Below are 23,853 nucleotides of genomic sequence, written 5' to 3'. Positions count from 1 at the left end.
GAGCAAATATTAAAAAGAATATATTCTCAAACATATCTTGAGACAAGAGAGCTCAATGGATATATAACGTTGCTGGTTGTAGTACAGGTTTTTAAGTCGTTATTAGCAAATTATGGGTGGGGGATCATTGTTATATCTGGCTTTATCAGTTTCAGACAGGAATCATTCTGGAACTACAATTTATAATCAAGGTTGATTTTCATAGAATTTAATTATTGAACTAAAAAATGAATTCTTGAAATTTATGGTAATATATATTTTGAAATGATTCGCAGTTTAGTAGAAAAAGTTATAGAGTGGAATTCAAATCATTTCAAAATAAATTTATTGATTAAAATTAAGAAATAAATTTATGGAAGTGAACGGAGGGCTTGTATATGTCGCGTATTCAATTTTTAGCATCGTCTAAGCCATTTATAATGCCTGAAGAAATAGAGAATTACCATAATAATGGAATAGATGAATTAGACATGTGTTTCTCAGTGTATGAAGCAGATAAATGGTGGTGTGATATTGTTAAACCTGTTTTATCAATGCCATACATATATGAAGTCGGAGTTCTTGGTAATCATTTTTTCGTTTATTTGGAGAAATATATGGATATTGGTGATGTTATCGAGCTTTATGAAATACCTGTTCAACAGTGGTATGAAGAATATATACAGCGTGTCCTTGAAGTTCCAGAGCCAATTATGATCAACGTTGGTAGTTACACCTACCAAAATCAATATGGATTGTTTAGGCTTAACCCTAAAAAATGGGTAGAAGAGCTTAGCCATCGAACATTATTAACTGAACGTGGTGTAACAACAATTGTGAAATATTGATAACTCTCTACTTTTAGGAGTTTCCTCTGATGGGCTCTCTTGATTATACATAAGGAAAGAAATGAAAAAGGCTTTAGTTTTGTAAACGTGGCATTTGAAGGAAAGAAACCAAAATTTTAGTTCAAGAACTTTACTATAAAAGAATAAATCAAAACTCCTCAATGAATGGGGAGTTTATTTTGTTTAATACTTTAATTTGGCTGTATATAAAGAAAATGCGCCATCAAAGCAAATAAAATGGAACAATTATGATTGATCCGGTGATATTATATGTATGATTTAAATAAAGTAATGAATCAAATGGGTCTAATATCAAAATTAAGAAAAAATACTTATAGAACATAATAATATTATGTAAACAAGATTATTAAATTTATAGATATGCGGTTAATCGTATATATTAGCCTTATAAGAGAATTTTTATGGCAGTTGAAGGAGAACGGAATAATGGACATATTGAATAAAGGGTATAAAGAAGCAGTTGAAAAAGCAAAAAATGACATTCTGAATGATATTTCCTTATATATGGAAGAAAGTGAAACAAAGCCTGCTGTTAATGATTATTTGGAAAGCAGAGAACGTTATTTGAATCAGATTTGGAATTTAGCATGGAAGAGTCGAACGCTTCAGCGGATGAATAGAACTGAAAAAATTAAATTTTTGGGGCTTCGTGGTATAGAAACAGAAGGAGCCTCCAAGAAAGCAATTAATAAAATGGTTGAACAAGAACTGAGTGGACTAAAATCCTTTGATATGAAAAGTTGGATCCAAGATTACTTTGGAGAAACAGATGAACGATGGAATGAATTATTTGAATCAGTAAAGTTAAAAAAATTGAAAGCAAATTATGAGATTACCGTTATAAAAGATGAGGCCTTAAGTATTTTGAGCAGTAACAAGCTTTATTTTTATTTAAAGCTCAGATATAAAGTGGCAAATCAATTACAAAAGGATATATCAAATGTGAAGGGGTTCAATCAAGCCCAATTTGAAACGCTCAACGACCTCTTATATTGGGGATATGATGTATACCAGGATGATTCTGTTTTTGACGAATATATTTATCAAAATCTAATCGATACCTTTGTTTACGAAACCATATACCCATTTATACTATCAGAATTGCCGAATCAGATCATAAACCAATATGAGAATTTGTTTAAAGGGTCGATTAATCATAAGTTGATCAGGCAATTGATTGGGGCTAATATTAGTGAATTTCAATGGGAATATGAAAGTGAAATAGAGCAGGAATTGATTGAGGACCTTATAGATGTTCGAAACCACCCGGACGAATTTGATATACAAATGCCGTTATACCATACTCAGCACAAAGAGAGAATTGAAAAAAGAGAACAGAAATTAGAAGAGCTGAGGAAACAGGAAGAAATAAAACAAAAGAAACTGGATGATATTTTTGGAGTTGAATACAAAACAACCGTTTATAGTAACACTAAATATATTCTGCATATAGGAGAAACAAATACCGGAAAAACCTATCAGGCGTTAAATAGATTAAGGGAAGCTGCATCTGGTATATACCTGGCACCTTTAAGGCTATTGGCACTTGAAGTATATGAAACGCTTAAAAACAACGGAATTGCCTGTGCATTAAAGACAGGTGAAGAAGAAAAGGATATTGCAAATGCCACGCATTATTCCTGCACAATTGAAATGTTTACCGAGAAAGATGAATTCGACGTCATGGTTATAGACGAAGCGCAAATGATCGCAGATAAAGATCGTGGGTTTTCTTGGTTTAGAGCTATTAATAAAGCGCGTGCTCGGGAAGTTCACATCATAGGCAGTCACAATTCGAAAAGGATGATTTTAAATCTGCTTCAGGGAAATGATATTGAAATTCATGAATACAAACGTGATATACCGCTGATTGTAGAGAAAAAACCTTTTAAGATCGAACATACCAAGGCAGGAGATGCATTGATTGTATTTTCTCGAAATAAAGTGCTTCAAACCGCTTCAAAGCTGGAGAGAAACGGCCATAAAGTAAGTGTAATCTATGGAAGTATGCCTCCTGAGACAAGAGCTAAACAAATTCAGAGGTTCATTAACAGGGAGACGCGAGTGATTGTATCTACAGATGCTATCGGGATGGGGCTCAATCTACCGATTAGGCGGGTCGTTTTTCTGGAAAATGATAAATTTGATGGCACGAGAAGGCGTTTATTAACCTCCCAGGAAGTAAAGCAGTTAGCAGGCCGTGCCGGCCGTAAAGGTATATATAATGAAGGAAGAGTGGCATTTACTGATCAAATTGGTTTAATGAAACGGTTGTTAAATGGTGAAGACCGGCCGATCAGTACATTTACAATAGCACCTACACAGGGTGTATTTGAACGTTTTAAACGTTATCACTCGAGTTTTGATCAATTCTTTGAATTATGGGATGAATTTAAAAATCCTTCCGGCACAACAAAAGCACCGCTTACTCAGGAAAAAGCTTTATATCATTTAATTCGCCATGAACAAATAGAAGGACGAATGTCGATAACTGATTTATACGGTTTTCTGCATTTACCTTTTTCAGCGAATGAGGAGAGCCTCGTTAACCAATGGCTCTATAATATGAAAGCCATTGTGGATAGAAGAGAATTGAGAGAGCCTTTAATAAAGAAAGATTCCTTGGATGAACTTGAATTATCTTATAAATCAGTAGGATTGCATTTATTGTTTTTGTATAAATTAGATCGAAGAAGTGAAACGGTCTATTGGGAGCGAGTAAGAGAAGAAATCAGTTCAGATGCACATAATCAGTTAAGAAAAGGGGTTAAAAAATATCAAACAAAGTGTCGGTCATGCAATAAGCCGTTAAGTTGGAATTATCCATTTGCTATTTGCCAGTCGTGTTATGAAGAGAGTAAACGATCAAGATACTATTACAGAGGATGGGATATATAGGACCTTCAAGCTTGCAATCATAATGGTTGCAAGCTTTTTGTATTACATAATTATATTATGTAAACAATGAGATAAATAAAAGCGTTAATCTATTTATGAAGTGGAATATGCCAATCTTTAAATGCATAAGTTTAATAGAGAAAATAGAGATAATAGATTTTAAACACATAAGTAGAACCGGCTGAAAGCCGGTCCCATCGTTCTTATTGAATATTTCTGTATAACCCGATCACTTTACCGAGGATGCTGACATTTTGTAGAATGATAGGCTCGAGCATAGAATTTTCCGGCTGCAGACGGAAATGAGTATCTTCTTTAAAGAAACGTTTTACGGTAGCTTCATCATCTTCAGTCATGGCTACGACAATTTCACCATTGTTTGCTGTATGCTGCTGGCGAACAATAACATAGTCACCGTTAAGTATTCCAGCTTCAATCATACTGTCACCCATAATTTCAAGCATAAACACATTTTCATCGGCAGGAGCCATATGCTCAGGTAGAGGGAAGTATTCTTCTATATTTTCGATAGCTGTAATAGGCTGCCCTGCAGTTACTTTCCCGATTAATGGTACATTAACTGAGTTTGTTTTTGGAATATGGTCATGTGGATCCATATCCAGGATTTCAATAGCACGCGGTTTTGTAGGATCCCGTCTGATGAGTCCTTTGCTTTCCAATCGCGCTAAGTGACCATGAACTGTGGAACTTGAAGCCAGTCCGACTGCTTCGCCAATTTCTCGAACGGAAGGTGGATAGCCCTTCGTTTTTACTTCTTCTTTAATATATAGCAAAATATCCTGTTGCCGTTTGGATAATTTAGTAGTCATCTCCCGCACCTCTTTTAGCTTTTCTTGTTTTTAGTATATCATTTCCTGTTTAACAGTACAAACATAAGTTCGTTTTTTGTGTTGACACAAAACATTTGTTCGGTTTATACTTAGTTTATATTAAACGAACATACATTCGATGGGGGTTTATTTATGAAAAAATTATGGACTTCTTATGGCTATTCCATCTTGTTTTTTATCGGTCTTTTCTTATTAATAACTACAATGATAGTAACAAATATTGAAGCACCAAAAGACGATTATCAACAAATTACGGTTAAAAAAGGAGATACAGTTTGGGATATGGCTGAACGTTTTGACGGCAGCGAAATGACACAGACTGAATTTGTCTCTTGGGTTCAGGAAAATAATGACTTGCACATTAATCATTTAAAGGAAGGGCAAACGATTGTGATTCCTGTAAAGAAAATGAACGAAAACACAGAAATGCTACACTTAGCAGATTCTGATAAATAACTATATAATCAGAAAGGTCGGGAATGTTTCCCGGCCTTATCTATATGTAAAGAAGAATGGTGAGAGAAAATGAAGGTTGGAATTTATTGCAGAGTCAGCACAGATAAAAGTTCACAGGAAACATCACTGGAAAGGCAGGAGCAGGAGTTAACAAGACTGGCTGCCATAAAAGGGTTCGAGGTTGTAATAATAGAGAAAGAACAAGCTAGTGGATATGATTTAGAACGAGAAGGCATTCTAATCTTGCTGGAAAAAATGAAAAATAGAGAAATCGAGGGTCTCTTGATTCAGGATGAAACAAGACTTGGCAGAGGAAATGCCAAGATTGCTCTATTACATTGCATCTATAAAGAAGGAGTTAAATTATATACGGTTACTCATAATGGTGAGCTTGAGGTTTCTGAAACAGATGCCATGATTTTGCAAATCATTAGTATAGTAGAGGAATATCAGCGAAAATTGCAAAACAGTAAAATCAGAAGAGGGATGAAACGAGCCATTGAAAATGGATATAAACCGCAAAGAAATTTAGCAAATCAACATCTTGGAGGCGGAAGAGAAAGGTCAGAGGTACCTTTACAAGAGGTCATTGAGCTGCGTATTAAAGGATTAACATTTGCTGAAATTACGGAGAATTTAAACAGAAAAGGCTATGATCTCTCTAAAGCCACTATTCACCGAAGATATTCAGAATATATGAAAAAGAATACTAATCAATAGTTCCTTCTTGAAAATCCAGCGGTTTTTCTATACGATGACAATATCTACTTATATTTTATATAGAAGGAGCAATACCATGCTGCCAATGCATAAAATTAAAAGAATTAATGAATTATCTAAGAAATCAAAAACAGTTGGCCTTACAAAAGAAGAAGCCACTGAACAATCTCTTCTAAGGAAAGAGTATTTGGAAACCTTTCGTACTTCAATGAGAAATACGGTTGAAGGTTTGACCATTATCGATCCAGAAGGTAAGGATGTCACACCTGAAAAAATAAAAAAATTACGTAATAAAAAATTACATTAAGGGTATAGGATAATAGGCTAGACTCCAAAAAAATAGTTTAAGGAGTGACGATTTTGTAGCATTTACCAACAAAGTCTTGTCAACCTGTTTATACTTCATTAATATAAATTAGAAGGTTAATCTGAAAGGATGTAGGCAATGTTCACAGAAAAAGATAATTTATCTATCACAGCTATTCGTACACTTTCAATCGATGCAATTGAAAAAGCTAATTCAGGTCACCCTGGTATGCCTATGGGAGCTGCTCCTATGGCTTATACACTTTGGACCAAATTCATGAACCATAATCCAAAAAATCCGGATTGGTTTAACCGTGATCGTTTTGTATTATCAGCAGGGCATGGTTCCATGCTTTTATACAGCTTATTGCACTTATCAGGTTATGGCCTTGATATGGAAGAAATTAAGAATTTCAGACAATGGGGCAGTAAAACACCTGGACATCCTGAATATGGACATACAAAAGGCGTAGAAGCTACAACCGGACCACTTGGCCAAGGTATTGCGATGGCAGTCGGTATGGCAATGGCGGAACGTCATTTGGCGGCAGTCTACAATAAAGATAACTTTGATGTTGTAGATCATTTTACATACAGCATTTGCGGAGATGGAGATTTAATGGAAGGGGTATCAGCTGAAGCTGCTTCTCTTGCTGCCCATTTAAAATTGGGACGTTTAGTAGTCCTTTATGATTCCAATGATATCTCTCTTGACGGCGAATTAAATATGAGCTTCTCTGAAAGTGTTGCTGAGCGTTTTAAAGCTTACGGATGGCAATACATTCGCGTAGAAGACGGTAATGATCTGAATGAAATTGCTAAAGCGCTTGAAGAGGCAAAAACAGATCTTGACCGTCCAACTATGATTGAAGTAAAAACAGTTATCGGATACGGTGCTCCAAATAAATCCGGTAAATCTGCTGTTCATGGTGCTCCGCTTGGCGAAGACGAAATGAAATTGACTAAAGAATATTACAAATGGACATTCGAAGAAGATTTTTATGTACCACAGGAAGTTTATGACACATTCGAAGAAACTGTTGTAAAAGCTGGTGCTAAAAAAGAAGAAGAATGGAACCAATTATTTGAAAGCTATAAAAACGAATACCCTGAACTTGCTGCTCAACTAGAAACAGCAATCAAAGGCGAATTACCTGAAGGCTGGGATAAGGATATTCCTGTTTATGAAGCAGGAAAAGCCGTTGCTACACGTAATTCAGGCGGAGAAGTATTAAATGCAATCGCTAAAAATCTTCCATCTTTATTTGGTGGATCCGCTGACTTAGCTGGATCAAACAAAACGATGCTGAAAGGCGAAAAAGATTTCTTGCCAGGCTCCTATGATGGCCGAAACATTTGGTTTGGAGTACGTGAATTTGGTATGGGTGCTGCATTAAACGGTATGGCACTTCACGGTGGTGTGCATGTGTATGGAGGAACATTCTTTGTATTCTCTGATTACCTGCGTCCAGCTATTCGTTTAGCAGCGTTAATGAATCTTCCTGTCACATATGTATTTACACATGACAGTATTGCTGTTGGAGAAGACGGTCCAACTCATGAACCAATTGAGCACTTGGCTGCATTGCGCGCAATGCCTAATGTATCACTTATCCGTCCGGCTGACAGCAATGAAGTGGCAGCTGCATGGAAAGCGGCATTAACAAGCAAGTCTGCACCAACTGCGTTAGTATTATCCCGCCAAAACTTAACTACGTTACCGTTATCAGCTGAATTAGCTGAAGAGGGCGTTGCTAAAGGTGGATATGTAGTTTCACCTTCCAATAAGGATACTGCCGATGCTATATTGTTGGCATCTGGATCTGAAGTAGGATTGGCTGTTCAAGCACAGGCTATATTAGCGAATGACGGCATTGATGTATCAGTTGTCAGCATGCCATCATTTGATCGCTTTGAAGCTCAATCTGCTGAATATAAAGAATCTGTTATCCCTTCAACTGTTAAGAAACGCTTAGCAATTGAATTAGGTACATCTTTCGGATGGGACCGTTATACAGGTGATGAAGGTGAAATATTGGCAATTGACCGCTTTGGTGCTTCCGGCCCTGGTGAATTGTTAATGGAAAAATTCGGATTCACTCCATCTAATGTGGTTTCTTTAGTAAAAGAAATGCTACAAAAATAAAATATATTTTTAAAAAATCGCCAGGGTCTTTCTCTGGTGATTTTTTTATGAATATATTTACAAACAATTCCAAATGATGTATGTTTGATATGTACCTAATAATTCTAGGTAGGTGAAGAAATGTTTAATCGTGAACTTGTAAAAGGAAGTACATCACTTCTTGTTCTGCAGCTTTTGCAAGAAAGAGATATGTATGGGTATGAATTGGTGAAAGAAATGGATCACCGCAGTGACCATGGATTTCAGATGAAGGAAGGTACGCTGTATCCTGCTTTGCATAAGCTTGAAAAACAGGAATATATAGAGTGCTACTGGGTTGAACAAGAGAAGGGACCCGCTCGTAAGTACTACCGTATTACCATGGCTGGCGAAGAGATGCTAGAGATTAAAACAAACGAATGGAATCGATATGTCCAGGTCATGAACAAGGTAATGGGGAGAACAGAAACATGAGAAGGGCTGAAGAAGATTATTTAAGTCAGCTTGATCGATTGCTGGGTGCCCATCCTGATAAAGCGGCTATTATGAAAGAATATAAGTTACATATTTCCGAAATGGCTTGCGACATCATTTATGAGGATGAGTCACCCGACTTAATCTATAAAGAGCTATCGATGCGGCTGGGTACACCGGAAGAAGTTGCTGTATCCTGGAAACAGGAACTAACCCTTACACCAAGAAAAACAAGGTGGATATTTGCAGGAATTAACTTGTCCCTCTTTATAAGCGGAATTTTGTTAACATTTATCAACCATACATATGATTGGAATTGGGCCAAGGAAATATGGTCTTTGCTAACATCGATTCCTGTACTTTTAATGGCCATCTATATTGGTTTTTGGGTCTTGCTTGGTTATGAAATTGGCAAGGAATTTGGACATCAGGGCAAAAAGCTTATTAAGAAAACGTTTTTGATTACGGTGATCCCTAACATTATCTTAATGTATTTGGTTATCTTTAACCTCGTACCGGATCAATGGTTTGACCCCTTACTGGATAAACCATTTATTATTGCATGTGTATTTTGTACGTTTATCTTATATCCAGTCAGTTTTGCTGGGTATCTATGGGGGAAGAAAGCCTCGCTTTGACTATTTGCCTATATACATAGAATAACTATGTATATTTATCACTATATACCTAGAATAACTAGGTAGAGGGGGATCCTTAAAATGGATATTCAGTTTAAAAAAGAAGATAAAGGCTTTTTACTGTTATGTATAGCGCTAGCCTGTTTTGCTGAGTTATCTTTTTTACATGGAGAAGTAGGGATTTCCTATCCGTTGTTCTTATTTGCTTTTTATGGTCTGTTTTTTTGGAGGTTTCGGAAAACGAAATTTACTCATATGCGAATTGGAAGCCTTCTGATGGTTTGTATTTGGATTCTTGGTTTATCTTATTTCTATCAATCTAATGTCCTTTTTTATCTAACGAATGGGTTGGTTATACCAATTCTTGTAGCAGCTCAGCTAACACTTATTACAAATCAACAAAAAATTGATTGGAGCAGAGTCAACTTTATTAAACAACCGAAAACAAAACTGGTAAACAGTATTAAATACAATCAGCAATTCATCTCCTACATCCTAAAAAAATTCAGAAAAGAGGGAGCAGGGGAAACTGGGGGGATGGCTAAAAGCATCGGTTTGGGAATTGTTATTGCATTCCCGATACTCATCATCATCATTCTATTGCTTGTATCGGCAGACAGTCATTTTCAAGCGATATTTATGCACATCCCTGACTGGTTATTTTCCGTACAAATAGGTGAATTCTTTGGAAGATTGATAGTTATTATCCTATTTGCTCTTTTGTTTTATGGTTTTCTAAATGTATTACATTTAAAACAGCCGCAAACACTGTCCTCTAACATGAAAGAGGCAGGAAGTGTCCAGTTCGATTCAACCATTGTGACAACGATTCTGGTCCTGATTAATGGAGTCTATTTATTATTTACAATTGTCCAGTTTAAATATTTCTTTGGCAGCCCGCTTCTCAATGATATGACCTATGCTTCAAGCGCGCGAACAGGATTTGCCCAGTTATTGTTGGTTACCCTCATAAATTGGTCCATACTGCTTGGAACCCTAAAGTATGTATCTGTTCAAATGAACGCTGCTAAAAGGCTTATACAGGTCCTTCTCAGTCTTTTAATCGTATTTAGCGGAGTTATGCTAACATCGGCTTTTATGCGCCTCTATATGTATGAAGAGGCCTATGGATATACGATTCTCAGAATACTCGCACATACGATTATGCTTTATCTGGTTGTCATTTTTACCTATACATTAGTAAAAATCTGGATTGAACGAATTGCATTAAGACATTTTTATTTTTTAACCGGATTATTGTTTTACACTGGATTGCACATCGTTCAACTGGATCAACTAATCGTAGATAAAAATATAAGTAGATATAAAGAAACGGGTAAAATTGATCTATATTATTTAAACGAATTATCCTATACAGGATTATCTGGACTGATTGACTTATATGAATCAGACCCCAATTCTGGTGAATTGAAACATCTATTATCAGTCCAATATGAGCAAATGAGGAACACTGACTATACTTGGCAGTCCTATAATCTTTCCAGAGTTGAAGTTTATGATAGGTTAGAAAGTCTTAACCTCACTAAGCATGAAAATGGAGATTAACAACAGCTAATCCAGTACTGGTCATATTCTTGCTATAAAGTAGATATCAGATAACGGCAACCGGTTTTTGGAGGATTCCAGCAGAAAACGGAGTACTGGCTAATTTGATTTTTGAAGGATAAATAAGTAAAAAGCCTGGACTTATGGGTCCAGGCTTTTTGTAAACAAGCTTATTTAAAGTGTTTATGTCTGTAGGCTAATCCATTTAAAAATATGAAATATATCAATTTTATTTTCCTCAGCTGCCCTTGATCCTAGCGAGTGGGGAATGGATATAATTTTTAGAAGGTACAAAAAATGTAATCATTAATGCGATGACACTCAATAATGTCATGAAATAATAAGCATCACTTGCCCCTAAATTAGAAAAAGTCTATCACTGGATATATTAGCTCATCAGTATTGGGAATTATCATATGGTGGATAAAAGACGGACTTCATTTCAGTTCTGAATATGTAGCCAGTCAAATTACAGAATTATACAGATGATCAATGGTGATAAGAGTAAATCATATGTATAATGGGTATAAGAGATTAATTTGAAAAATCAAAAAAATATTTACTCGACAAAATTAGAACAACTCTGCACGTTCATTTTACATAATATGCAACAATAGTTTTTTATACTATATGTAAAGAGAATTGGAGGTAAGAGTATGCGCACTTATATTATTTATTTAATAGAGAATGAATTTGCACGTCATTATTATGGACGAGAATATATGTTTTTTAACTTATTCCAGGATTATGAACAATCTGAAGGGGATAAGAAAAAAATACTCCGCAGGCAAATTAACTTTGTTACTAAAAAGATTCATGCACAGCTTTTTACCTCTTTTATGGAAAATCAACTAATGGAAAATAAAGATTGTTATATGGAAAATGGGGTATATTATATCAGAAAGCGAAATGTCGGCCAAAGCGAAGCAAGCTTAGGATATCGCAATCATTCATTGATTCTGCATGCTACTGGAACGTATGAATGTGAGACCATATTTTTTGAATGGCTCAGGCAGTGGAATCCATATTTTTTAGCGTTGGATATAACTAAGGAACGGTGCGCTTGGCTCAGACCTATTAAACAGAGGTTATATGTATGAAGTAGAATAAGACAGATTTCACTATGAGATTGTTATAAATACCGTGGAATTTATTCTATTATGTCTGTTTGTATCAAAATCTGATAGAAATATCACAATAGTTATGGTATTATTACTTTGGTTTAGTACAATGTCTTTGTGACAGCACGGAGGAGGTAGTTTAGGTTATGGGATATTATATTCTTACGGCAGTGATTGCTTTGATTGCTGGTGTGGCTTTAGGATTCTTTATCGCTCGTAAATACATGATGGACTATTTAAAGAAAAACCCACCAATCAATGAACAAATGATTAAAATGATGATGACACAAATGGGTATGAAGCCATCCCAAAAGAAAGTAAATCAAATGATGAATGCGATGAACAAGCAACAAGGGAAATAAGCCTTGTTACATCTGGGATTCTAAGGTCATCTGATTATACATGGTTAAAGTTTACTGTCTTTTTTACATAAAAAGATGTAACCTTCATCGATATTTTTTAGTATATTGGTGAAGTTTTCTTGGCTTAGTTTAAAACCACTTTTCTGTAGAGAATGTTAAACCATTAAATACGGAGGAGTGGTTTTTTCTATTGTTGGTGCTGAGTTTTCAGACTATAGCGTTAAAAGCTTATTGATTATATGGCTACTTCCCTATTTTATAATCTTTAGGGCAATCAAATGGTTCATTAAGAGATAAAATTAGCTTTTTATGTTAGTCTATAAACACGAAAACCCCCTCTTTGCGAGAAGGGGTTTTTATATTATTTCACTGGAATAGTAAACGAAACATCTTCACTGTTCATGAAATCCTCAGTGGTTACGTCACCCAGTATTAACTTTATCTCTTTAACGGAATTAACATCAATGGTTTTACCATCAGGTGCTAAAAATTCAAGTACTCCTTCTTTTTTAACCCCACCTTGGATCTCACCACTAACATCACCATCAGTTAAGAACATGTTGGCATCCAATTGCATATCGCCAATTACAGCTGATCCTTGGTCGGGATAAAATTGTAGAACTCCATCTGTTGTATTTTGAACATTGATACCTACTTGGATTTCATTTTCTTCAATTTTAATGTCGCCTAGTCCAACTTTTAGTCCTTGTGCTGTTACTTGTTGAGAAGAAGCATCAATGGATTTAGTTCCATCATCTGTTTTTTGTGTTTCAGTTGTTTTAGTGTCTGAAGTATTACCAGTTGATACACTTTCTTCTTCTCCGCCACCTACAATAGCAACAATAATAAGTAATACAGCAATAACTATGATTCCTAAGCATCCAATCTTAAAGAACTTTTTCAAGTTAATCATCTCCTTATGAATCTTATATCTAAATTATAATACAATTCTAAAAATAATTAAAAGTAGAAACGAGGATTTTGACATTGAGCAAACATAGACTGGTGGTTTTTATGTGTGCTCAAAAAGCGTCAATAGGAATGGTATAAGAGTGTTTATTAAATCACCACAATAAAAATAGAACGTTTGTATTATTTTAAACAAACGTTCTAACTATGCTTCTGGCTATCTAATAGTCTCGAATTTATTCTTGTTGTTCTTGATCATCCTTCAATCGGCCTGCTTTTTTTACGGCTTCTTTTAAGAGGATTTCTATTTGAGCATTTACACTGCGAAGTTCATCATCTGCCCATTTTTCAAGTGCGTCATAAAGTTTAGGATCAATTCTTAGCGGATATGCTTTTCTTTTGGCCATCTTAAAAACCTAGTGAATGCTTCCTGTATTAATAATTGGCTGCGTTCCCTTTTCTGAAACAATTGCAACCATTAAGTTGTTGACCATTTGTGCTTTCTTGTCTTCATCAAGTTCAACAATATCTTCATCCGCCAATTGGTCGATCGCACTTTTCACCATTCCAATGGCACCATCAACAATTACCTTACGGGCAGCCAGCACAGCCTGGGCCTGTTGTCTTTGTAACATAGCGGAAGCAATCTCAGAAGAATAGGCTAGATGCATGATTCGTGCCTCAAGCACATCCACACCAGCTACCTCTAAACGTTTTTGTAAATCCTCTGCTAAAAAAACAGCAATTTCATCACTATTTCTCCGTAGTGACAGATCGGTTTCTTTGTCAAAGTGATCATAGGCGTATTGGCTTGCGATATGACGAATTCCCGTTTCACTTTGGATTTGTACAAACTCTTTGTAATCCTTCACATCAAAAGTTGCCTTCGCACTATCATTGACACGGTATACCACCACGGCAGCTATTTCAATCGGATTACCTTCTAAATCATTTACCTTTAGGGTATCGCTATTGAAATTGATGACGCGCAGTGAAACGCTGGATTTGATGGTAAAAGGTATTGCCAACCATAGACCTTGCTCGCGTATGACTCCTACATATGTTCCGAAAAATGTTAATACTTTTGCTTCGTTTGGTTGGACAATGGTGATGCCAGACAATAATACGGCAACAGCTATTAATAATACGATTGGAAGTACAGTTGATCCATTTATCAACATATAAGCACTAATGCTGATAATGACCAACCCTGCAAGGACGCCTAAATAACCATTCATTTTAACTGCCTTCTTTTCAACCATCTTAATGCCTCCTATATATCAAAGTGATATCACAATTATATCACTTATTTAGTTAGATAGTTAGCTTTTTATAACAAAATATACCAAATATTCTAATTAAGTTTGTAAAGCAATCCTAAAATACACCTGTATAATTATTCGGAAAGTTTAAAATAATCTTCCTTTGGTTTATTTGATTTGCTAAAATAAGGAGGCCTTATAAAAGAGAAAAGGAGGGCATTTGTGAAGATCTTTGTAAAGCTAAAATGGTTTTTTAAGAAAGAAAAAAAAGCATACATAATTGGCATCATTATGTTATTATTCGTAGCTATTTTGCAGCTGATTCCACCTAGAATTATAGGAATTGTAGTTGATCAGATTAATAATGATTCTCTGACAGGTGCAGGTCTTTCGAAATTGACTGTTATTTTAATTGCTTCGGGCGTTGGTATGTACATATTAAGATATTTTTGGCGAATCAAGATCTTTGGTTCAGCCGTGAAGTTAGCAAGAGAACTTCGTTATCGATTATTTGATCATTTCACGAATATGCCGTCATCCTTTTACCAGCGTAAGCGCACCGGAGATTTGATGGCACATGCGACCAATGACTTAAATGCAATCCAGCAAACCGCAGGAAGCGGTGTCCTATCCTTGGTTGATTCGCTAACGACCGGTGGGTTTGTTGTTCTGGCCATGGCCTTTATTGATTGGCGTTTAACGTTGTTTGCATTGCTTCCTATGCCCGTTATTGCCATCTCAACAAGCTATTATGGGAAGCTATTACATAAAAGATTTAGGGCTGCTCAGGCTGCCTTTTCTGAATTGAATGACAAGACCCAGGAAAGCATAAATGGGATTAAAGTGATCAAGACCTTTGGCCAGGAAAGAGAGGATATTGAATCCTTTCGGTCTTCCTCTAATGATGTAGTGGATAAAAACATATCGGTGGCGCGTATAGATGCCTTGTTTGATCCAACTATCAGTGTAATGGCGGGACTTTCTTATTTTATTTCAATCGCTGTTGGCGCGAAATATGTGATGGAGGGCAGTTTGACGATTGGTGAACTTGTATCTTTTTCAACCTATCTAGGATTATTGATTTGGCCGATGCTCGCTTTTGGGTTCTTATTTAATATCGTGCAACGTGGGAACGCATCTTATGATCGAATTACTGAACTCCTAGCTGAAAAAACCGATATTTTTAATAAAACTGGCGCTCTTAACGAACAAGCCAGTGGTGATATAGAATTTGAGATTTCATCCTTTACTTATCCTGATGAAAAGGAACCTGTACTGGAGGATCTCTCATTTACGATAAAAAAAGGGGAAACTCTCGGAATAGTTGGGAAAACTGGTGCAGGTAAAACGACTTTATTAAAATTACTGATTAGGGAATTTGAGACAACAGAAGGGTGTATAAGCATTGGCGGACATGAAATCCAAAATTATACGTTGAAATCATTACGAGAAGCAATTGGGTATGTACCACAGGATCCTTTTTTGTTTTCAGCAACGGTTGGTGAGAATATCGCTTTTGCTAAACCGAATGCTACCCAAGAAGAAATTAAGGAGGCGGCAATTCTTTCATATATTCATTCTGATATTGAAGGCTTTACGGAAGGATATAATACGGTTGTAGGTGAACGTGGAGTCTCGCTTTCTGGTGGTCAAAAGCAAAGAATCAGTATAGCAAGGGCATTGATGCTTGATCCTGAAATCTTAATTCTGGATGACTCACTATCGGCAGTCGATGCCAAAACAGAGGCAACAATCCTCCAGAATTTAAAGGAAAACAGAGTACACAAAACAACGATTATCACATCCCATCGGTTAAGTGCTATCCAGCATGCCAATCTAATCATTGTTCTGAAGGACGGTAAAATCGTTCAAAAAGGTACGCATAGGGAGTTAATGGACTTGGAAGGCTGGTATAAAGAAATGTACCAACAGCAACAATTAGAAGAATTAGTGGAGCAGGGGGGATAAGAGATGGATGAACTTAAATCAATAACAGGAAAAGAACAGCGAGCAATTCTCTTCCGTCTCTTGTCCTATGCGAAACCATATAAAAAGAGATTAATAGGAGCATTTTTCTTATTATTTCTTGCGACAGTGGCTGACATCACAGGACCTATTTTAGTGAAGATATTCATTGATGATTATTTAACGCCAATGAATATGCAGTATAAGCCAATAGCTATTTTGGCAATCGGGTATTTGATACTCCTGTTTGCTAAAATGTTTATTACTTATTTTCAAGAGTTTTCGTTCCAGCTTGTCGCTTTAAAAATTATTCAGCAGCTTAGGGTTGATGTTTTCAGTAAAGTACAAAGCCTTGGATTGAGATATTTTGATAAAACACCAGCAGGAGCAATTGTATCCAGGATTACTAATGATACAGAAGCAATTAAGGATATGTTTGTGACTGTGATTGCAGCTTTTATATCCAGTGGATTTTTCGTGATAGGGACGATTATTGCGATGTTTATTTTGAACGTTAGGCTTGCTGTGTTTTGTTTATTCATCCTGCCCATTTTATATTTGCTTATGAGATTTTATCGTAAATTCAGCAGTGTTTTTTATCAAGAACTCAGGGAAAGGCTAAGCCAGTTGAACGCCAATTTAAATGAATCTCTCCAGGGGATGTCTATAATTCAGGTGTTTCGCCAGCAGAAACGCTTAAAGGATGAGTTTGAGGAGATTAATCAAAAACATTATGAAGCAGGAATGAGGAATATTAAGATAGATGGGTTATTGCTAAGGCCAGCGATAGATCTAGTATATATATTTGCGATTGTTCTTGTGCTCAGTTACTTTGGGATCAACTCGATGAATTCAGTAGTTGAAATAGGTGTTTTGTATGCGTTTGTAAACTATATTGATCGTTTTTTTGAACCCGTTAACCAAGTGATGCAAAGATTATCCTTATATCAGCAGGCAATTGTGGCTGGATCAAGAGTATTTGCTGTTTTGGATGAAAAAGAGTTAGCTCCCGGGGCAGAGAGCATTCAAACGTATAAAATCGAGCGGGGTGTCGTTGAATTTAAAAATGTTAGTTTTTCTTATGATGGAAAGAGAGATGTACTAAAAAACATCTCCTTTAAAGTCAATGAGGGCGAAACAGTTGCACTTGTTGGACATACGGGTAGTGGAAAAAGTTCTATCATAAATTTGATCATGCGTTTCTATGAATTTAATAGAGGAGATATATTAATTGATGGGAAATCCATCAAAAGTTATTCAAATGAAGAACTGCGGGGGAAGATGGGGCTTGTATTACAGGATGCTTTCTTATTCTATGGGTCTGTTAGAGATAATATCAGTTTGCATGATCAAACAATAACGGACAATGAAATAGAAGAGGCAGCTAATTTTGTTCAGGCACAATCCTTCATTGAAAAGCTACCTGATAAATATAATCATTTAGTAGTGGAGCGGGGAGCAACATTTTCGAGCGGTCAAAGGCAGTTGATTGGCTTCGCGCGAACAATCGTGAGAGATCCTAAAATTCTTATTCTTGATGAAGCGACAGCCAATATTGATACAGAAACTGAAGAGGCTATTCAAAAAAGCCTGGCAAAAATGAGAAAGGGCAGAACGACAATTGCAATTGCCCACCGTCTTTCCACAATTCAAGATGCTAACCTTATACTTGTTTTGCATCAAGGCCAAATTGTTGAACAGGGAACACATCAGGAATTGCTGGCTAAGCAAGGGCTTTATTATAAAATGTATTTACTTCAAAATGGTATCCGTTCAAGTTTCAACAAAGATGTAAGCTGAAATAAAGACTCTAACTAAATAAATCGCATCCGATGAATCGGATGCGATTTATTGTTTTTCTGAAATATACTTTTGAGTGATTCCTGAAACTGTTTGAACAGTGTTTTAATGGAAAAAGAATGAGTTCTTCTAACTCTATTCTATCCTTATGTGTTTAGGTTTTTCTTACTTTAGCTTAACATGATATTTTTGATCTATTGTATGTTTTTTCAGGTTGATAGTTGTTTAACAGATGATCGAGTTCCTGGCTATATTGAATGGTTGTTTGAGATGATAATCCATTCTGAGAGACGACAGTAACTAGTTCTGCACGCTTGATTTCTATTTTATCTAACAACTCTTGATTATCCATGGTTGCAGATCCTTCCTCGTTTAGTGGATTATGTTTAAATTTACAAGGTTATAACATATTCTTACAGAAAAGAATTGCGGTAAAACTATTATACATAAATTTTACTAAAAATGTAAAATATATTGAAAAATTAAAACTATACTCTTTATCATCTGCTCAGACAGTTACTTTATATGGAGTAATTTGGTACAATGTAAGATGGAATGAATTAGAAACAGTGGGGGTAATTTCATTTGGGTGATATTAATATATTTTTGGCATTCGGAGCAGGTTTCCTCAGCTTTATATCTCCATGCTGTCTTCCGCTTTATCCGGCCTTTCTTTCTTATATAACAGGAATGTCGGTTGGAGAATTAAAAAATGATAACGCGATGATGCATAAAAGGAGCCTATTACATACTTTCTTTTTCTTAATTGGATTTTCCATTATTTTTATAGCACTGGGATTCAGTGCATCTTATATTGGAACCTTCTTTGAAAACTATGGAGATATTATCCGGCAATTAGGTGCTATTCTTATAGTCTTTTTTGGCTTAATTATAATTGGCTTCTTTCAGCCGAAGTTTCTTATGAAAGAACACCGTTTTGAATTTAAAAATCGTCCGGGTGGTTATATCGGATCAATTTTAATAGGAATTGCCTTTGCAGCAGGATGGACTCCATGTACTGGACCTATTTTAATGGTTGTCATTGGGATGACCGGAACCAACCCGGAATCTGGTATGTTCTACATGTTAGCATATATTTTAGGATTTGCTATTCCGTTTTTTATTATGTCTTTTTTTATTGGGAAATTAAGCTGGATCAAACGCAACTCGGATAAAGTTATGAAGGCAGGCGGAATGTTAATGATTCTGATGGGAATCGTTTTGTTTTTTGATTGGATGACCAAAATAAGCTCCTATTTTATCGCTTTATTCGGAGGGTGGAGTGGTTTTTAACTAGTTTTAATCATATTCAGCACAGAGTTATACTTTTATTTTGTAACAGGGGTAACTAAAGATGGCTAATATTCTAATAGTGGATGATGCAAAGTTTATGCGGTTGACGTTGGCAGCTATCCTTAAAAAAGGAAATCATCACATTGTTGGAGAAGCAGAATCAGGTATAGAGGAAATTGATCTATATGAAAAGCATAAGCCTGATTTGGTTACTATGGATGTAACGATGCCATTAATGAGTGGATTAGAGGCGACCAAAGTAATTAAGGGTAAATACCCGGATGCCAAAATTATTATGTGTTCGGCAATGGGTCAGCAAAAGATTGTCAGAGAATCCATAGAAGCGGGTGCAAAAGACTTTATTATAAAACCATTTGAAGAGATAAGGGTAATAGATGCGGTCAAGCGTGTCTTGGATTAACATAAATCGTATTAAACGTTTGAAATTTATGTATGCTAAAAGGAATGATGATATATGATGTTTGCAGTATCTACAATACTTGCAGTGATAATGGGACTTTTTGTTTTTGCAGTAAGGATGAAGGCATCCCAAAAACCGGCTTCTATCAAAAAGATTATATTGCCGCCGTTTTTTATGAGTACCGGTGCACTTATGTATGTATTCCCGTATTTTCGGTTAACTGGAATGGAAATACTCGAGGCAATCATACTGGGCATGTTTTTTTCCATATTTTTAATAAAGACATCCAAATTTGAAATTAAAGATAAACAAATATATATGAAACGGTCGAAAGCTTTTGGAATTGTCCTTATAGGACTCATTTTAATCAGAACCATCCTTAAGGTATTTTTAAGTTCATCAATTGATTTGGGTGAAACAGGAGGAATGTTCTGGCTATTGGCTTTTTCAATGATTGTGCCATGGAGAATAGCGATGTATATGCAATATAAAAAGTTTGAAAACATCTTAAATGATACACAGGCAGGTAATAATCCGGTTACTTCCGTATAAATGATAAAAAACGACCTTTGGTCGTTTTTTTAATTTTGGCTGTTTTAACCCGAATCATGTTAATCGTGTTGAATTTGTTTCACAAAATACAACCGTATTTTAAATTGAAGATATTTTTGAGGAAGATCATAAAAATAAAAGGCTGTTTTCGCATAGATTGTTGCTCTTGAATAAAAGGATATAAATATCCAATTTGTGGTACAGTTGAATTAAGATGGCTTGTTCAACAAACGGGGCAGGTTAGCGGAAGAAGGACTTGAACAAAATATAGCGAATAATTGATATTAGAACATACCAACGACTAAAAGACGATCAACGAATTAGGGATAAAACCAGTAAATAAATTTCAGGGAGAGTAACATGAATTTTAATGAGTCGGTTTTGGATGAACAGCTTGAAATACTAAAAAGCTTTTTATGCCATTATTCTAGTTTTAGATATTTAAATGAGAAATTTGATAACCTATGTAGATTTGGTTCTCAGGAATTTTGGAAGTATACAATAGATGCACATTACTTTATGTCAATTAATCTCTGGTGTATGATTTTTGGCACTGACGAAAATGAAATACACTGGAAGAAGCTTGGATTAGATGGTGATTTAAAGCCAATTATTTTGTCTAACATAGAGTTAAGTGAGAAAGATTATAATTTGTACTGGAAGAGTTTGAAGGATTGGCGAAATATGTATTCAGCACATAGAGTACCAGGATTTAAAGAAAAGACACCAGACTTGAAAATAGCCCGAATGGTAGTATTTATATATGAAGACTGGATTGAAAGGAATATTGATGCAATCAGTTAGTTATTCCTCATTGAAACTATATGAGGAAAACTTTAAAGAAGAATTCAATTTATCAATTAGCACTTTGCTAACAGCGTCAAAATAATACATAGTTTTTAAGCAGGGATAAATATTTTTGGCTATTATAGCTTATTGAACTAAAGGGGCAGAAGAGTTGAAGAAGCCTATGATTAAGGATGGGGAAAATGAAAGAAAAAATACACATATTGGGAGCCTCTGGTTCTGGTACTTCAACGCTCGGTTCTTCATTATCAAAGGTCTTACCTCATACACATCTTGATACTGATGACTACTTTTGGACAACTAAATTTACTAAACAAAGAGAAGTACCTAAAAGAAGAGAAATGCTTGAAAAAGATTTATTACTTAATGAAAACTGGATTCTTTCTGGTGCAGTGTGTGGTTGGGGTGATAACTTTAAAAGTTATTTTGACCTTGTTATATTCTTATGGGTTCCGCAAGATATAAGGCTTGAAAGGTTAAAGCAGAGGGAATATGAGCGTTATGGAAGTCAAATATTAACTGGCGGAAGCAAATATGAACAATCGAAAACTTTTTTAGAGTGGGCTTCTCTTTATGATAGTGCGGGAATGAAAGTTAGAAGTAAAAAATTGCACGAGCATTGGATGGCAGACTTATCTTGTCCAGTATTAAAAATTGAAGGGGATTATTCAGTCAATGAAAGAGTTGATATTGTCTTAGATTATCTAAATACTAATTGAACTAACAGGGGCGTTGATCCAAGAAGGATTAATGTCCTTTTCTGTTGAACTCCTTATGGAAGTAAGGGGCAGTTTAGTTGAAGAAGGAGAATTTAAACGTTTTGTTGAAATCATTACTTTATAAAAATATATGAGGGGTGAATATAAATGGTATTGCAAAGAATAAGCCTAATTACTATCGGTGCATTCAATTTGCCTATTTTACGTTCGTTTTATAAAAATTTGGGATGGGAAGAAACAGAGATAAGTTCTGATAATTACGCTGTCTTTAAAACGGCAGGTGTTAATCTTTCAATATTTCCTATTGAGGAATTGGTTAAGGATGCAGCAGTTGAAATTACTCAAAGCGTAGATACCTTTCGAGGAGTATCTTTTTCAATCAACGTAGATAAACCCGAAGAAGTTGATAAAACAATTGATGCTATTAAAAAAGCAGGTGGGAATATTTTAAGAGAACCAAGCGATGCCTTCTGGGGAGGAAGAACAGCTTATTTTTCGGACCCTGAAAACAACCTTTGGGAGATTGCTTGGAATCCAGATTCAGTATTCGATGAACGTGGAGCTATGATTTCCTTTTAATAGGTTCTTACTTATGTATGCCTTGTATCAGTTTTCTTAAAGTACCAAGGCATTACTCCAAAGGGCTGTGATCAGCTCTTTTTTGTTATTCCGTTAAAGGGGCAGGTTAGTGGAATACGTAATGTAATTGATTTAGTTATGGTAAAATTTATTATATATGTTGGAAATATTGTTAATTGTGTAATGGAGGGAAAATTAGGCTGACATACCAAAAATAATGAATGGAGTATTACGGTATATGATAGGGGGGATAAAATGGGCCAGAATCTAAAGGAAAAATCCAATTTTGGTCAGCAAATGACTGCCAAATGGCTTGCGTTTGTTCCTAGAAGTCTACGTTATTTATTGATTTTTGGTGGATTATTATTGTTAATATATCTTGTAAACAAAGGAATATGGTTTTAAATATAAGTATGATACATTCAGCTACAACATTTTAAATAAACGTAAATACACTATCAGGGCCTTGATCAAGTAGGATTAGTGCTTTTTTATTGAATTTCTTATTGTAGTAACGGGGCAGTTTAGCTCAATAAGTGAAAGGATAATATCACCATTTTGTAGTAGTATGGAGAGAGATAACTGAATTAATACAATTTAATGTAAAGAGAAGGGGATTATGATGAAAATAAATTTAATGATTTTTATATCATCCATAAAAGAACAAAAAGAAAACAATATCGGAGAAATAGTTATAAAAACATTTGAATCTAACATTCGTCCTGTAAAAGGGGACATTTTAGATGATCCAGGATTCCATCCAGGATTTCACAATGGATATGAAGTTGTTAATGTTACAATGAATTATGCTTTAAATGAATGCTTCGTTTCACTATGCCCACTTGAGTTAGAAAGGGAAGAAATCGAGATAGAGACCTACATAGAGAGACTTAAAGTAAGCGGTTGGTGTGTTGTCTCAAAAGAAGAATTGAAAAATATGTTTGCAGTAAATGGTTCAAATAATTATTAGACAAAGATTCACCAAGTTTATTAAGAATTGCGACTAAATTAACGGGGCGACTGCGACTAGGAGCAGTCGCTTTTTACTAAAGGGGGAGGTTAGCGGAATAAGAAATTTTCTGAAACTTCGAACTAGTATCCGTCGTATATAATTAATAACAGGAAATACCAAGAAAGGGGATTTTATGTTGCAGTTGCTTTTAAAGGGATTATATAGAGGG

The 23,853-nt window shown here is 35.4% G+C and carries 27 protein-coding genes; 22 read left to right on the top strand and 5 right to left on the bottom strand.

The features are described 5' to 3' along the window. Window positions 1-377 precede the first annotated feature (377 nt). Window positions 378-827: a hypothetical protein gene (locus tag AC4BHA_RS18350; RefSeq protein ID WP_066104031.1), complete on the top strand. Its 450-nt coding sequence runs from the start codon at window positions 378-380 to the stop codon at window positions 825-827. 447 nt (window positions 828-1,274) lie between these two features. Beyond that, a complete protein-coding gene (locus tag AC4BHA_RS18345; protein ID WP_490559030.1) occupies window positions 1,275-3,746 on the top strand; it encodes a helicase-related protein in 2,472 nt (823 codons plus the stop codon). 203 nt (window positions 3,747-3,949) lie between these two features. On the opposite strand, the gene lexA is transcribed toward AC4BHA_RS18345, so the two are convergent. Next, window positions 3,950-4,576, bottom strand: a complete 627-nt coding sequence (gene lexA, locus AC4BHA_RS18340) for a transcriptional repressor LexA (protein ID WP_066104026.1) — start codon at window positions 4,574-4,576, stop codon at window positions 3,950-3,952. Window positions 4,577-4,729: 153 nt separating this feature from the next. Between lexA and yneA the strand changes: the two genes are divergently transcribed. The 10 genes from yneA to AC4BHA_RS18290 all read left to right on the top strand — a co-directional run bounded on the left by yneA (window position 4,730) and on the right by AC4BHA_RS18290 (window position 12,365). Then, window positions 4,730-5,053, top strand: coding sequence for a cell division suppressor protein YneA (yneA, locus tag AC4BHA_RS18335; protein WP_490559029.1), 324 nt, complete (start codon window positions 4,730-4,732; stop codon window positions 5,051-5,053). A gap of 69 nt (window positions 5,054-5,122) precedes the next feature. After that, window positions 5,123-5,773: a YneB family resolvase-like protein gene (locus AC4BHA_RS18330; RefSeq protein WP_490559028.1), complete on the top strand. Its 651-nt coding sequence runs from the start codon at window positions 5,123-5,125 to the stop codon at window positions 5,771-5,773. A gap of 76 nt (window positions 5,774-5,849) precedes the next feature. Then, a complete protein-coding gene (locus AC4BHA_RS18325) occupies window positions 5,850-6,080 on the top strand; it encodes a DUF896 domain-containing protein (protein WP_139891586.1) in 231 nt (76 codons plus the stop codon). A 138-nt stretch (window positions 6,081-6,218) separates the two neighbouring features. Beyond that, a complete protein-coding gene (gene tkt, locus AC4BHA_RS18320; protein ID WP_139891585.1) occupies window positions 6,219-8,225 on the top strand; it encodes a transketolase in 2,007 nt (668 codons plus the stop codon). Window positions 8,226-8,345: 120 nt separating this feature from the next. Further along, window positions 8,346-8,678, top strand: coding sequence for a PadR family transcriptional regulator (locus AC4BHA_RS18315; RefSeq protein ID WP_066104010.1), 333 nt, complete (start codon window positions 8,346-8,348; stop codon window positions 8,676-8,678). Continuing rightward, window positions 8,675-9,316 carry a hypothetical protein gene (locus tag AC4BHA_RS18310; RefSeq protein ID WP_140461414.1) on the top strand — a complete coding sequence of 214 codons (642 nt, stop codon included), beginning with the start codon at window positions 8,675-8,677 and terminating at the stop codon, window positions 9,314-9,316. Before AC4BHA_RS18315 ends, AC4BHA_RS18310 begins: the two co-directional genes overlap by 4 nt. A gap of 81 nt (window positions 9,317-9,397) precedes the next feature. After that, the gene (locus AC4BHA_RS18305; protein ID WP_490559027.1) at window positions 9,398-10,882 is read left to right on the top strand and encodes a DUF4153 domain-containing protein; all 1,485 of its coding nucleotides are present in this window, start codon (window positions 9,398-9,400) and stop codon (window positions 10,880-10,882) included. Between the two features lie 375 nt (window positions 10,883-11,257). After that, window positions 11,258-11,371: a TetR-like C-terminal domain-containing protein gene (locus AC4BHA_RS18300; protein ID WP_180349939.1), complete on the top strand. Its 114-nt coding sequence runs from the start codon at window positions 11,258-11,260 to the stop codon at window positions 11,369-11,371. Window positions 11,372-11,538: 167 nt separating this feature from the next. Beyond that, window positions 11,539-11,982 carry a sporulation inhibitor of replication protein SirA gene (sirA, locus tag AC4BHA_RS18295; protein ID WP_066103999.1) on the top strand — a complete coding sequence of 148 codons (444 nt, stop codon included), beginning with the start codon at window positions 11,539-11,541 and terminating at the stop codon, window positions 11,980-11,982. Between the two features lie 167 nt (window positions 11,983-12,149). After that, window positions 12,150-12,365: a YneF family protein gene (locus AC4BHA_RS18290; RefSeq protein ID WP_066103996.1), complete on the top strand. Its 216-nt coding sequence runs from the start codon at window positions 12,150-12,152 to the stop codon at window positions 12,363-12,365. A 361-nt stretch (window positions 12,366-12,726) separates the two neighbouring features. Here the strand turns inward: AC4BHA_RS18290 and AC4BHA_RS18285 are convergent, their stop codons facing one another. The 3 genes from AC4BHA_RS18285 to AC4BHA_RS18275 all read right to left on the bottom strand — a co-directional run bounded on the left by AC4BHA_RS18285 (window position 12,727) and on the right by AC4BHA_RS18275 (window position 14,536). Then, on the bottom strand, window positions 12,727-13,278 hold the full coding sequence (locus tag AC4BHA_RS18285; RefSeq protein ID WP_490559026.1) for a hypothetical protein: 552 nt from the start codon (window positions 13,276-13,278) through the stop codon (window positions 12,727-12,729). Window positions 13,279-13,510: 232 nt separating this feature from the next. Continuing rightward, the gene (locus AC4BHA_RS18280) at window positions 13,511-13,681 is read right to left on the bottom strand and encodes a type II toxin-antitoxin system antitoxin (protein WP_139063817.1); all 171 of its coding nucleotides are present in this window, start codon (window positions 13,679-13,681) and stop codon (window positions 13,511-13,513) included. Window positions 13,682-13,690: 9 nt separating this feature from the next. Continuing rightward, window positions 13,691-14,536 (bottom strand): SPFH domain-containing protein, encoded by an 846-nt coding sequence (locus AC4BHA_RS18275; RefSeq protein WP_139891992.1) that lies wholly within the window; start codon window positions 14,534-14,536, stop codon window positions 13,691-13,693. Window positions 14,537-14,758: 222 nt separating this feature from the next. Between AC4BHA_RS18275 and AC4BHA_RS18270 the strand changes: the two genes are divergently transcribed. Then, window positions 14,759-16,504 carry an ABC transporter ATP-binding protein gene (locus AC4BHA_RS18270; protein WP_490559025.1) on the top strand — a complete coding sequence of 582 codons (1,746 nt, stop codon included), beginning with the start codon at window positions 14,759-14,761 and terminating at the stop codon, window positions 16,502-16,504. Window positions 16,505-16,507: 3 nt separating this feature from the next. Next, window positions 16,508-18,301 carry an ABC transporter ATP-binding protein gene (locus tag AC4BHA_RS18265; protein ID WP_490559024.1) on the top strand — a complete coding sequence of 598 codons (1,794 nt, stop codon included), beginning with the start codon at window positions 16,508-16,510 and terminating at the stop codon, window positions 18,299-18,301. A gap of 175 nt (window positions 18,302-18,476) precedes the next feature. Here AC4BHA_RS18265 and AC4BHA_RS18260 read toward each other — a convergent pair whose 3' ends face one another. Beyond that, window positions 18,477-18,653: an aspartyl-phosphate phosphatase Spo0E family protein gene (locus AC4BHA_RS18260; protein ID WP_077248028.1), complete on the bottom strand. Its 177-nt coding sequence runs from the start codon at window positions 18,651-18,653 to the stop codon at window positions 18,477-18,479. 233 nt (window positions 18,654-18,886) lie between these two features. Between AC4BHA_RS18260 and AC4BHA_RS18255 the strand changes: the two genes are divergently transcribed. The 8 genes from AC4BHA_RS18255 to AC4BHA_RS18220 all read left to right on the top strand — a co-directional run bounded on the left by AC4BHA_RS18255 (window position 18,887) and on the right by AC4BHA_RS18220 (window position 23,642). Beyond that, window positions 18,887-19,594, top strand: coding sequence for a cytochrome c biogenesis CcdA family protein (locus AC4BHA_RS18255; protein WP_066103982.1), 708 nt, complete (start codon window positions 18,887-18,889; stop codon window positions 19,592-19,594). Between the two features lie 61 nt (window positions 19,595-19,655). Continuing rightward, window positions 19,656-20,015: a response regulator gene (locus AC4BHA_RS18250; RefSeq protein ID WP_148629673.1), complete on the top strand. Its 360-nt coding sequence runs from the start codon at window positions 19,656-19,658 to the stop codon at window positions 20,013-20,015. A gap of 54 nt (window positions 20,016-20,069) precedes the next feature. Then, window positions 20,070-20,567, top strand: coding sequence for a CcdC family protein (locus AC4BHA_RS18245; protein WP_139891987.1), 498 nt, complete (start codon window positions 20,070-20,072; stop codon window positions 20,565-20,567). Window positions 20,568-20,927: 360 nt separating this feature from the next. After that, window positions 20,928-21,371, top strand: a complete 444-nt coding sequence (locus AC4BHA_RS18240; RefSeq protein WP_490559023.1) for a hypothetical protein — start codon at window positions 20,928-20,930, stop codon at window positions 21,369-21,371. Window positions 21,372-21,556: 185 nt separating this feature from the next. Further along, window positions 21,557-22,093: an ATP-binding protein gene (locus AC4BHA_RS18235; protein ID WP_066103966.1), complete on the top strand. Its 537-nt coding sequence runs from the start codon at window positions 21,557-21,559 to the stop codon at window positions 22,091-22,093. Window positions 22,094-22,240: 147 nt separating this feature from the next. Next, the gene (locus AC4BHA_RS18230) at window positions 22,241-22,672 is read left to right on the top strand and encodes a VOC family protein (RefSeq protein ID WP_148629675.1); all 432 of its coding nucleotides are present in this window, start codon (window positions 22,241-22,243) and stop codon (window positions 22,670-22,672) included. Window positions 22,673-22,927: 255 nt separating this feature from the next. Continuing rightward, complete coding sequence (locus AC4BHA_RS18225; RefSeq protein ID WP_187393423.1) at window positions 22,928-23,077, top strand: hypothetical protein; 150 nt, start codon at window positions 22,928-22,930, stop codon at window positions 23,075-23,077. Window positions 23,078-23,291: 214 nt separating this feature from the next. After that, on the top strand, window positions 23,292-23,642 hold the full coding sequence (locus tag AC4BHA_RS18220; protein ID WP_490559022.1) for a hypothetical protein: 351 nt from the start codon (window positions 23,292-23,294) through the stop codon (window positions 23,640-23,642). Window positions 23,643-23,853 lie beyond the last annotated feature (211 nt).

Source organism: Pradoshia sp. Z3_51, from assembly GCF_058215915.1.
The sequence above is the reverse complement of the archived record's forward strand: the minus strand, read 5'-3'. Positions and strand labels throughout refer to the sequence as shown.

Bases quoted from the DNA above. Each gene is read 5' to 3' on its own strand.
- AC4BHA_RS18310 (WP_140461414.1), top strand. From the start codon at position 8,675: ATGAGAAGGGCTGAAGAAGATTATTTAAGTCAGCTTGATCGATTGCTG.
- AC4BHA_RS18290 (WP_066103996.1), top strand. From the start codon at position 12,150: ATGGGATATTATATTCTTACGGCAGTGATTGCTTTGATTGCTGGTGTG.
- AC4BHA_RS18240 (WP_490559023.1), top strand. From the start codon at position 20,928: ATGAATTTTAATGAGTCGGTTTTGGATGAACAGCTTGAAATACTAAAA.
- AC4BHA_RS18345 (WP_490559030.1), top strand. From the start codon at position 1,275: ATGGACATATTGAATAAAGGGTATAAAGAAGCAGTTGAAAAAGCAAAA.
- AC4BHA_RS18245 (WP_139891987.1), top strand. From the start codon at position 20,070: ATGATGTTTGCAGTATCTACAATACTTGCAGTGATAATGGGACTTTTT.
- yneA (WP_490559029.1), top strand. From the start codon at position 4,730: ATGAAAAAATTATGGACTTCTTATGGCTATTCCATCTTGTTTTTTATC.
- AC4BHA_RS18325 (WP_139891586.1), top strand. From the start codon at position 5,850: ATGCTGCCAATGCATAAAATTAAAAGAATTAATGAATTATCTAAGAAA.
- AC4BHA_RS18225 (WP_187393423.1), top strand. From the start codon at position 22,928: ATGGGCCAGAATCTAAAGGAAAAATCCAATTTTGGTCAGCAAATGACT.
- lexA (WP_066104026.1), bottom strand. From the start codon at position 4,576: ATGACTACTAAATTATCCAAACGGCAACAGGATATTTTGCTATATATT.
- AC4BHA_RS18285 (WP_490559026.1), bottom strand. From the start codon at position 13,278: ATGATTAACTTGAAAAAGTTCTTTAAGATTGGATGCTTAGGAATCATA.
- AC4BHA_RS18275 (WP_139891992.1), bottom strand. From the start codon at position 14,536: ATGGTTGAAAAGAAGGCAGTTAAAATGAATGGTTATTTAGGCGTCCTT.
- AC4BHA_RS18305 (WP_490559027.1), top strand. From the start codon at position 9,398: ATGGATATTCAGTTTAAAAAAGAAGATAAAGGCTTTTTACTGTTATGT.
- AC4BHA_RS18265 (WP_490559024.1), top strand. From the start codon at position 16,508: ATGGATGAACTTAAATCAATAACAGGAAAAGAACAGCGAGCAATTCTC.
- sirA (WP_066103999.1), top strand. From the start codon at position 11,539: ATGCGCACTTATATTATTTATTTAATAGAGAATGAATTTGCACGTCAT.
- AC4BHA_RS18220 (WP_490559022.1), top strand. From the start codon at position 23,292: ATGATGAAAATAAATTTAATGATTTTTATATCATCCATAAAAGAACAA.
- tkt (WP_139891585.1), top strand. From the start codon at position 6,219: ATGTTCACAGAAAAAGATAATTTATCTATCACAGCTATTCGTACACTT.
- AC4BHA_RS18315 (WP_066104010.1), top strand. From the start codon at position 8,346: ATGTTTAATCGTGAACTTGTAAAAGGAAGTACATCACTTCTTGTTCTG.
- AC4BHA_RS18280 (WP_139063817.1), bottom strand. From the start codon at position 13,681: ATGGCCAAAAGAAAAGCATATCCGCTAAGAATTGATCCTAAACTTTAT.
- AC4BHA_RS18330 (WP_490559028.1), top strand. From the start codon at position 5,123: ATGAAGGTTGGAATTTATTGCAGAGTCAGCACAGATAAAAGTTCACAG.
- AC4BHA_RS18260 (WP_077248028.1), bottom strand. From the start codon at position 18,653: ATGGATAATCAAGAGTTGTTAGATAAAATAGAAATCAAGCGTGCAGAA.
- AC4BHA_RS18350 (WP_066104031.1), top strand. From the start codon at position 378: ATGTCGCGTATTCAATTTTTAGCATCGTCTAAGCCATTTATAATGCCT.
- AC4BHA_RS18250 (WP_148629673.1), top strand. From the start codon at position 19,656: ATGGCTAATATTCTAATAGTGGATGATGCAAAGTTTATGCGGTTGACG.
- AC4BHA_RS18235 (WP_066103966.1), top strand. From the start codon at position 21,557: ATGAAAGAAAAAATACACATATTGGGAGCCTCTGGTTCTGGTACTTCA.
- AC4BHA_RS18230 (WP_148629675.1), top strand. From the start codon at position 22,241: ATGGTATTGCAAAGAATAAGCCTAATTACTATCGGTGCATTCAATTTG.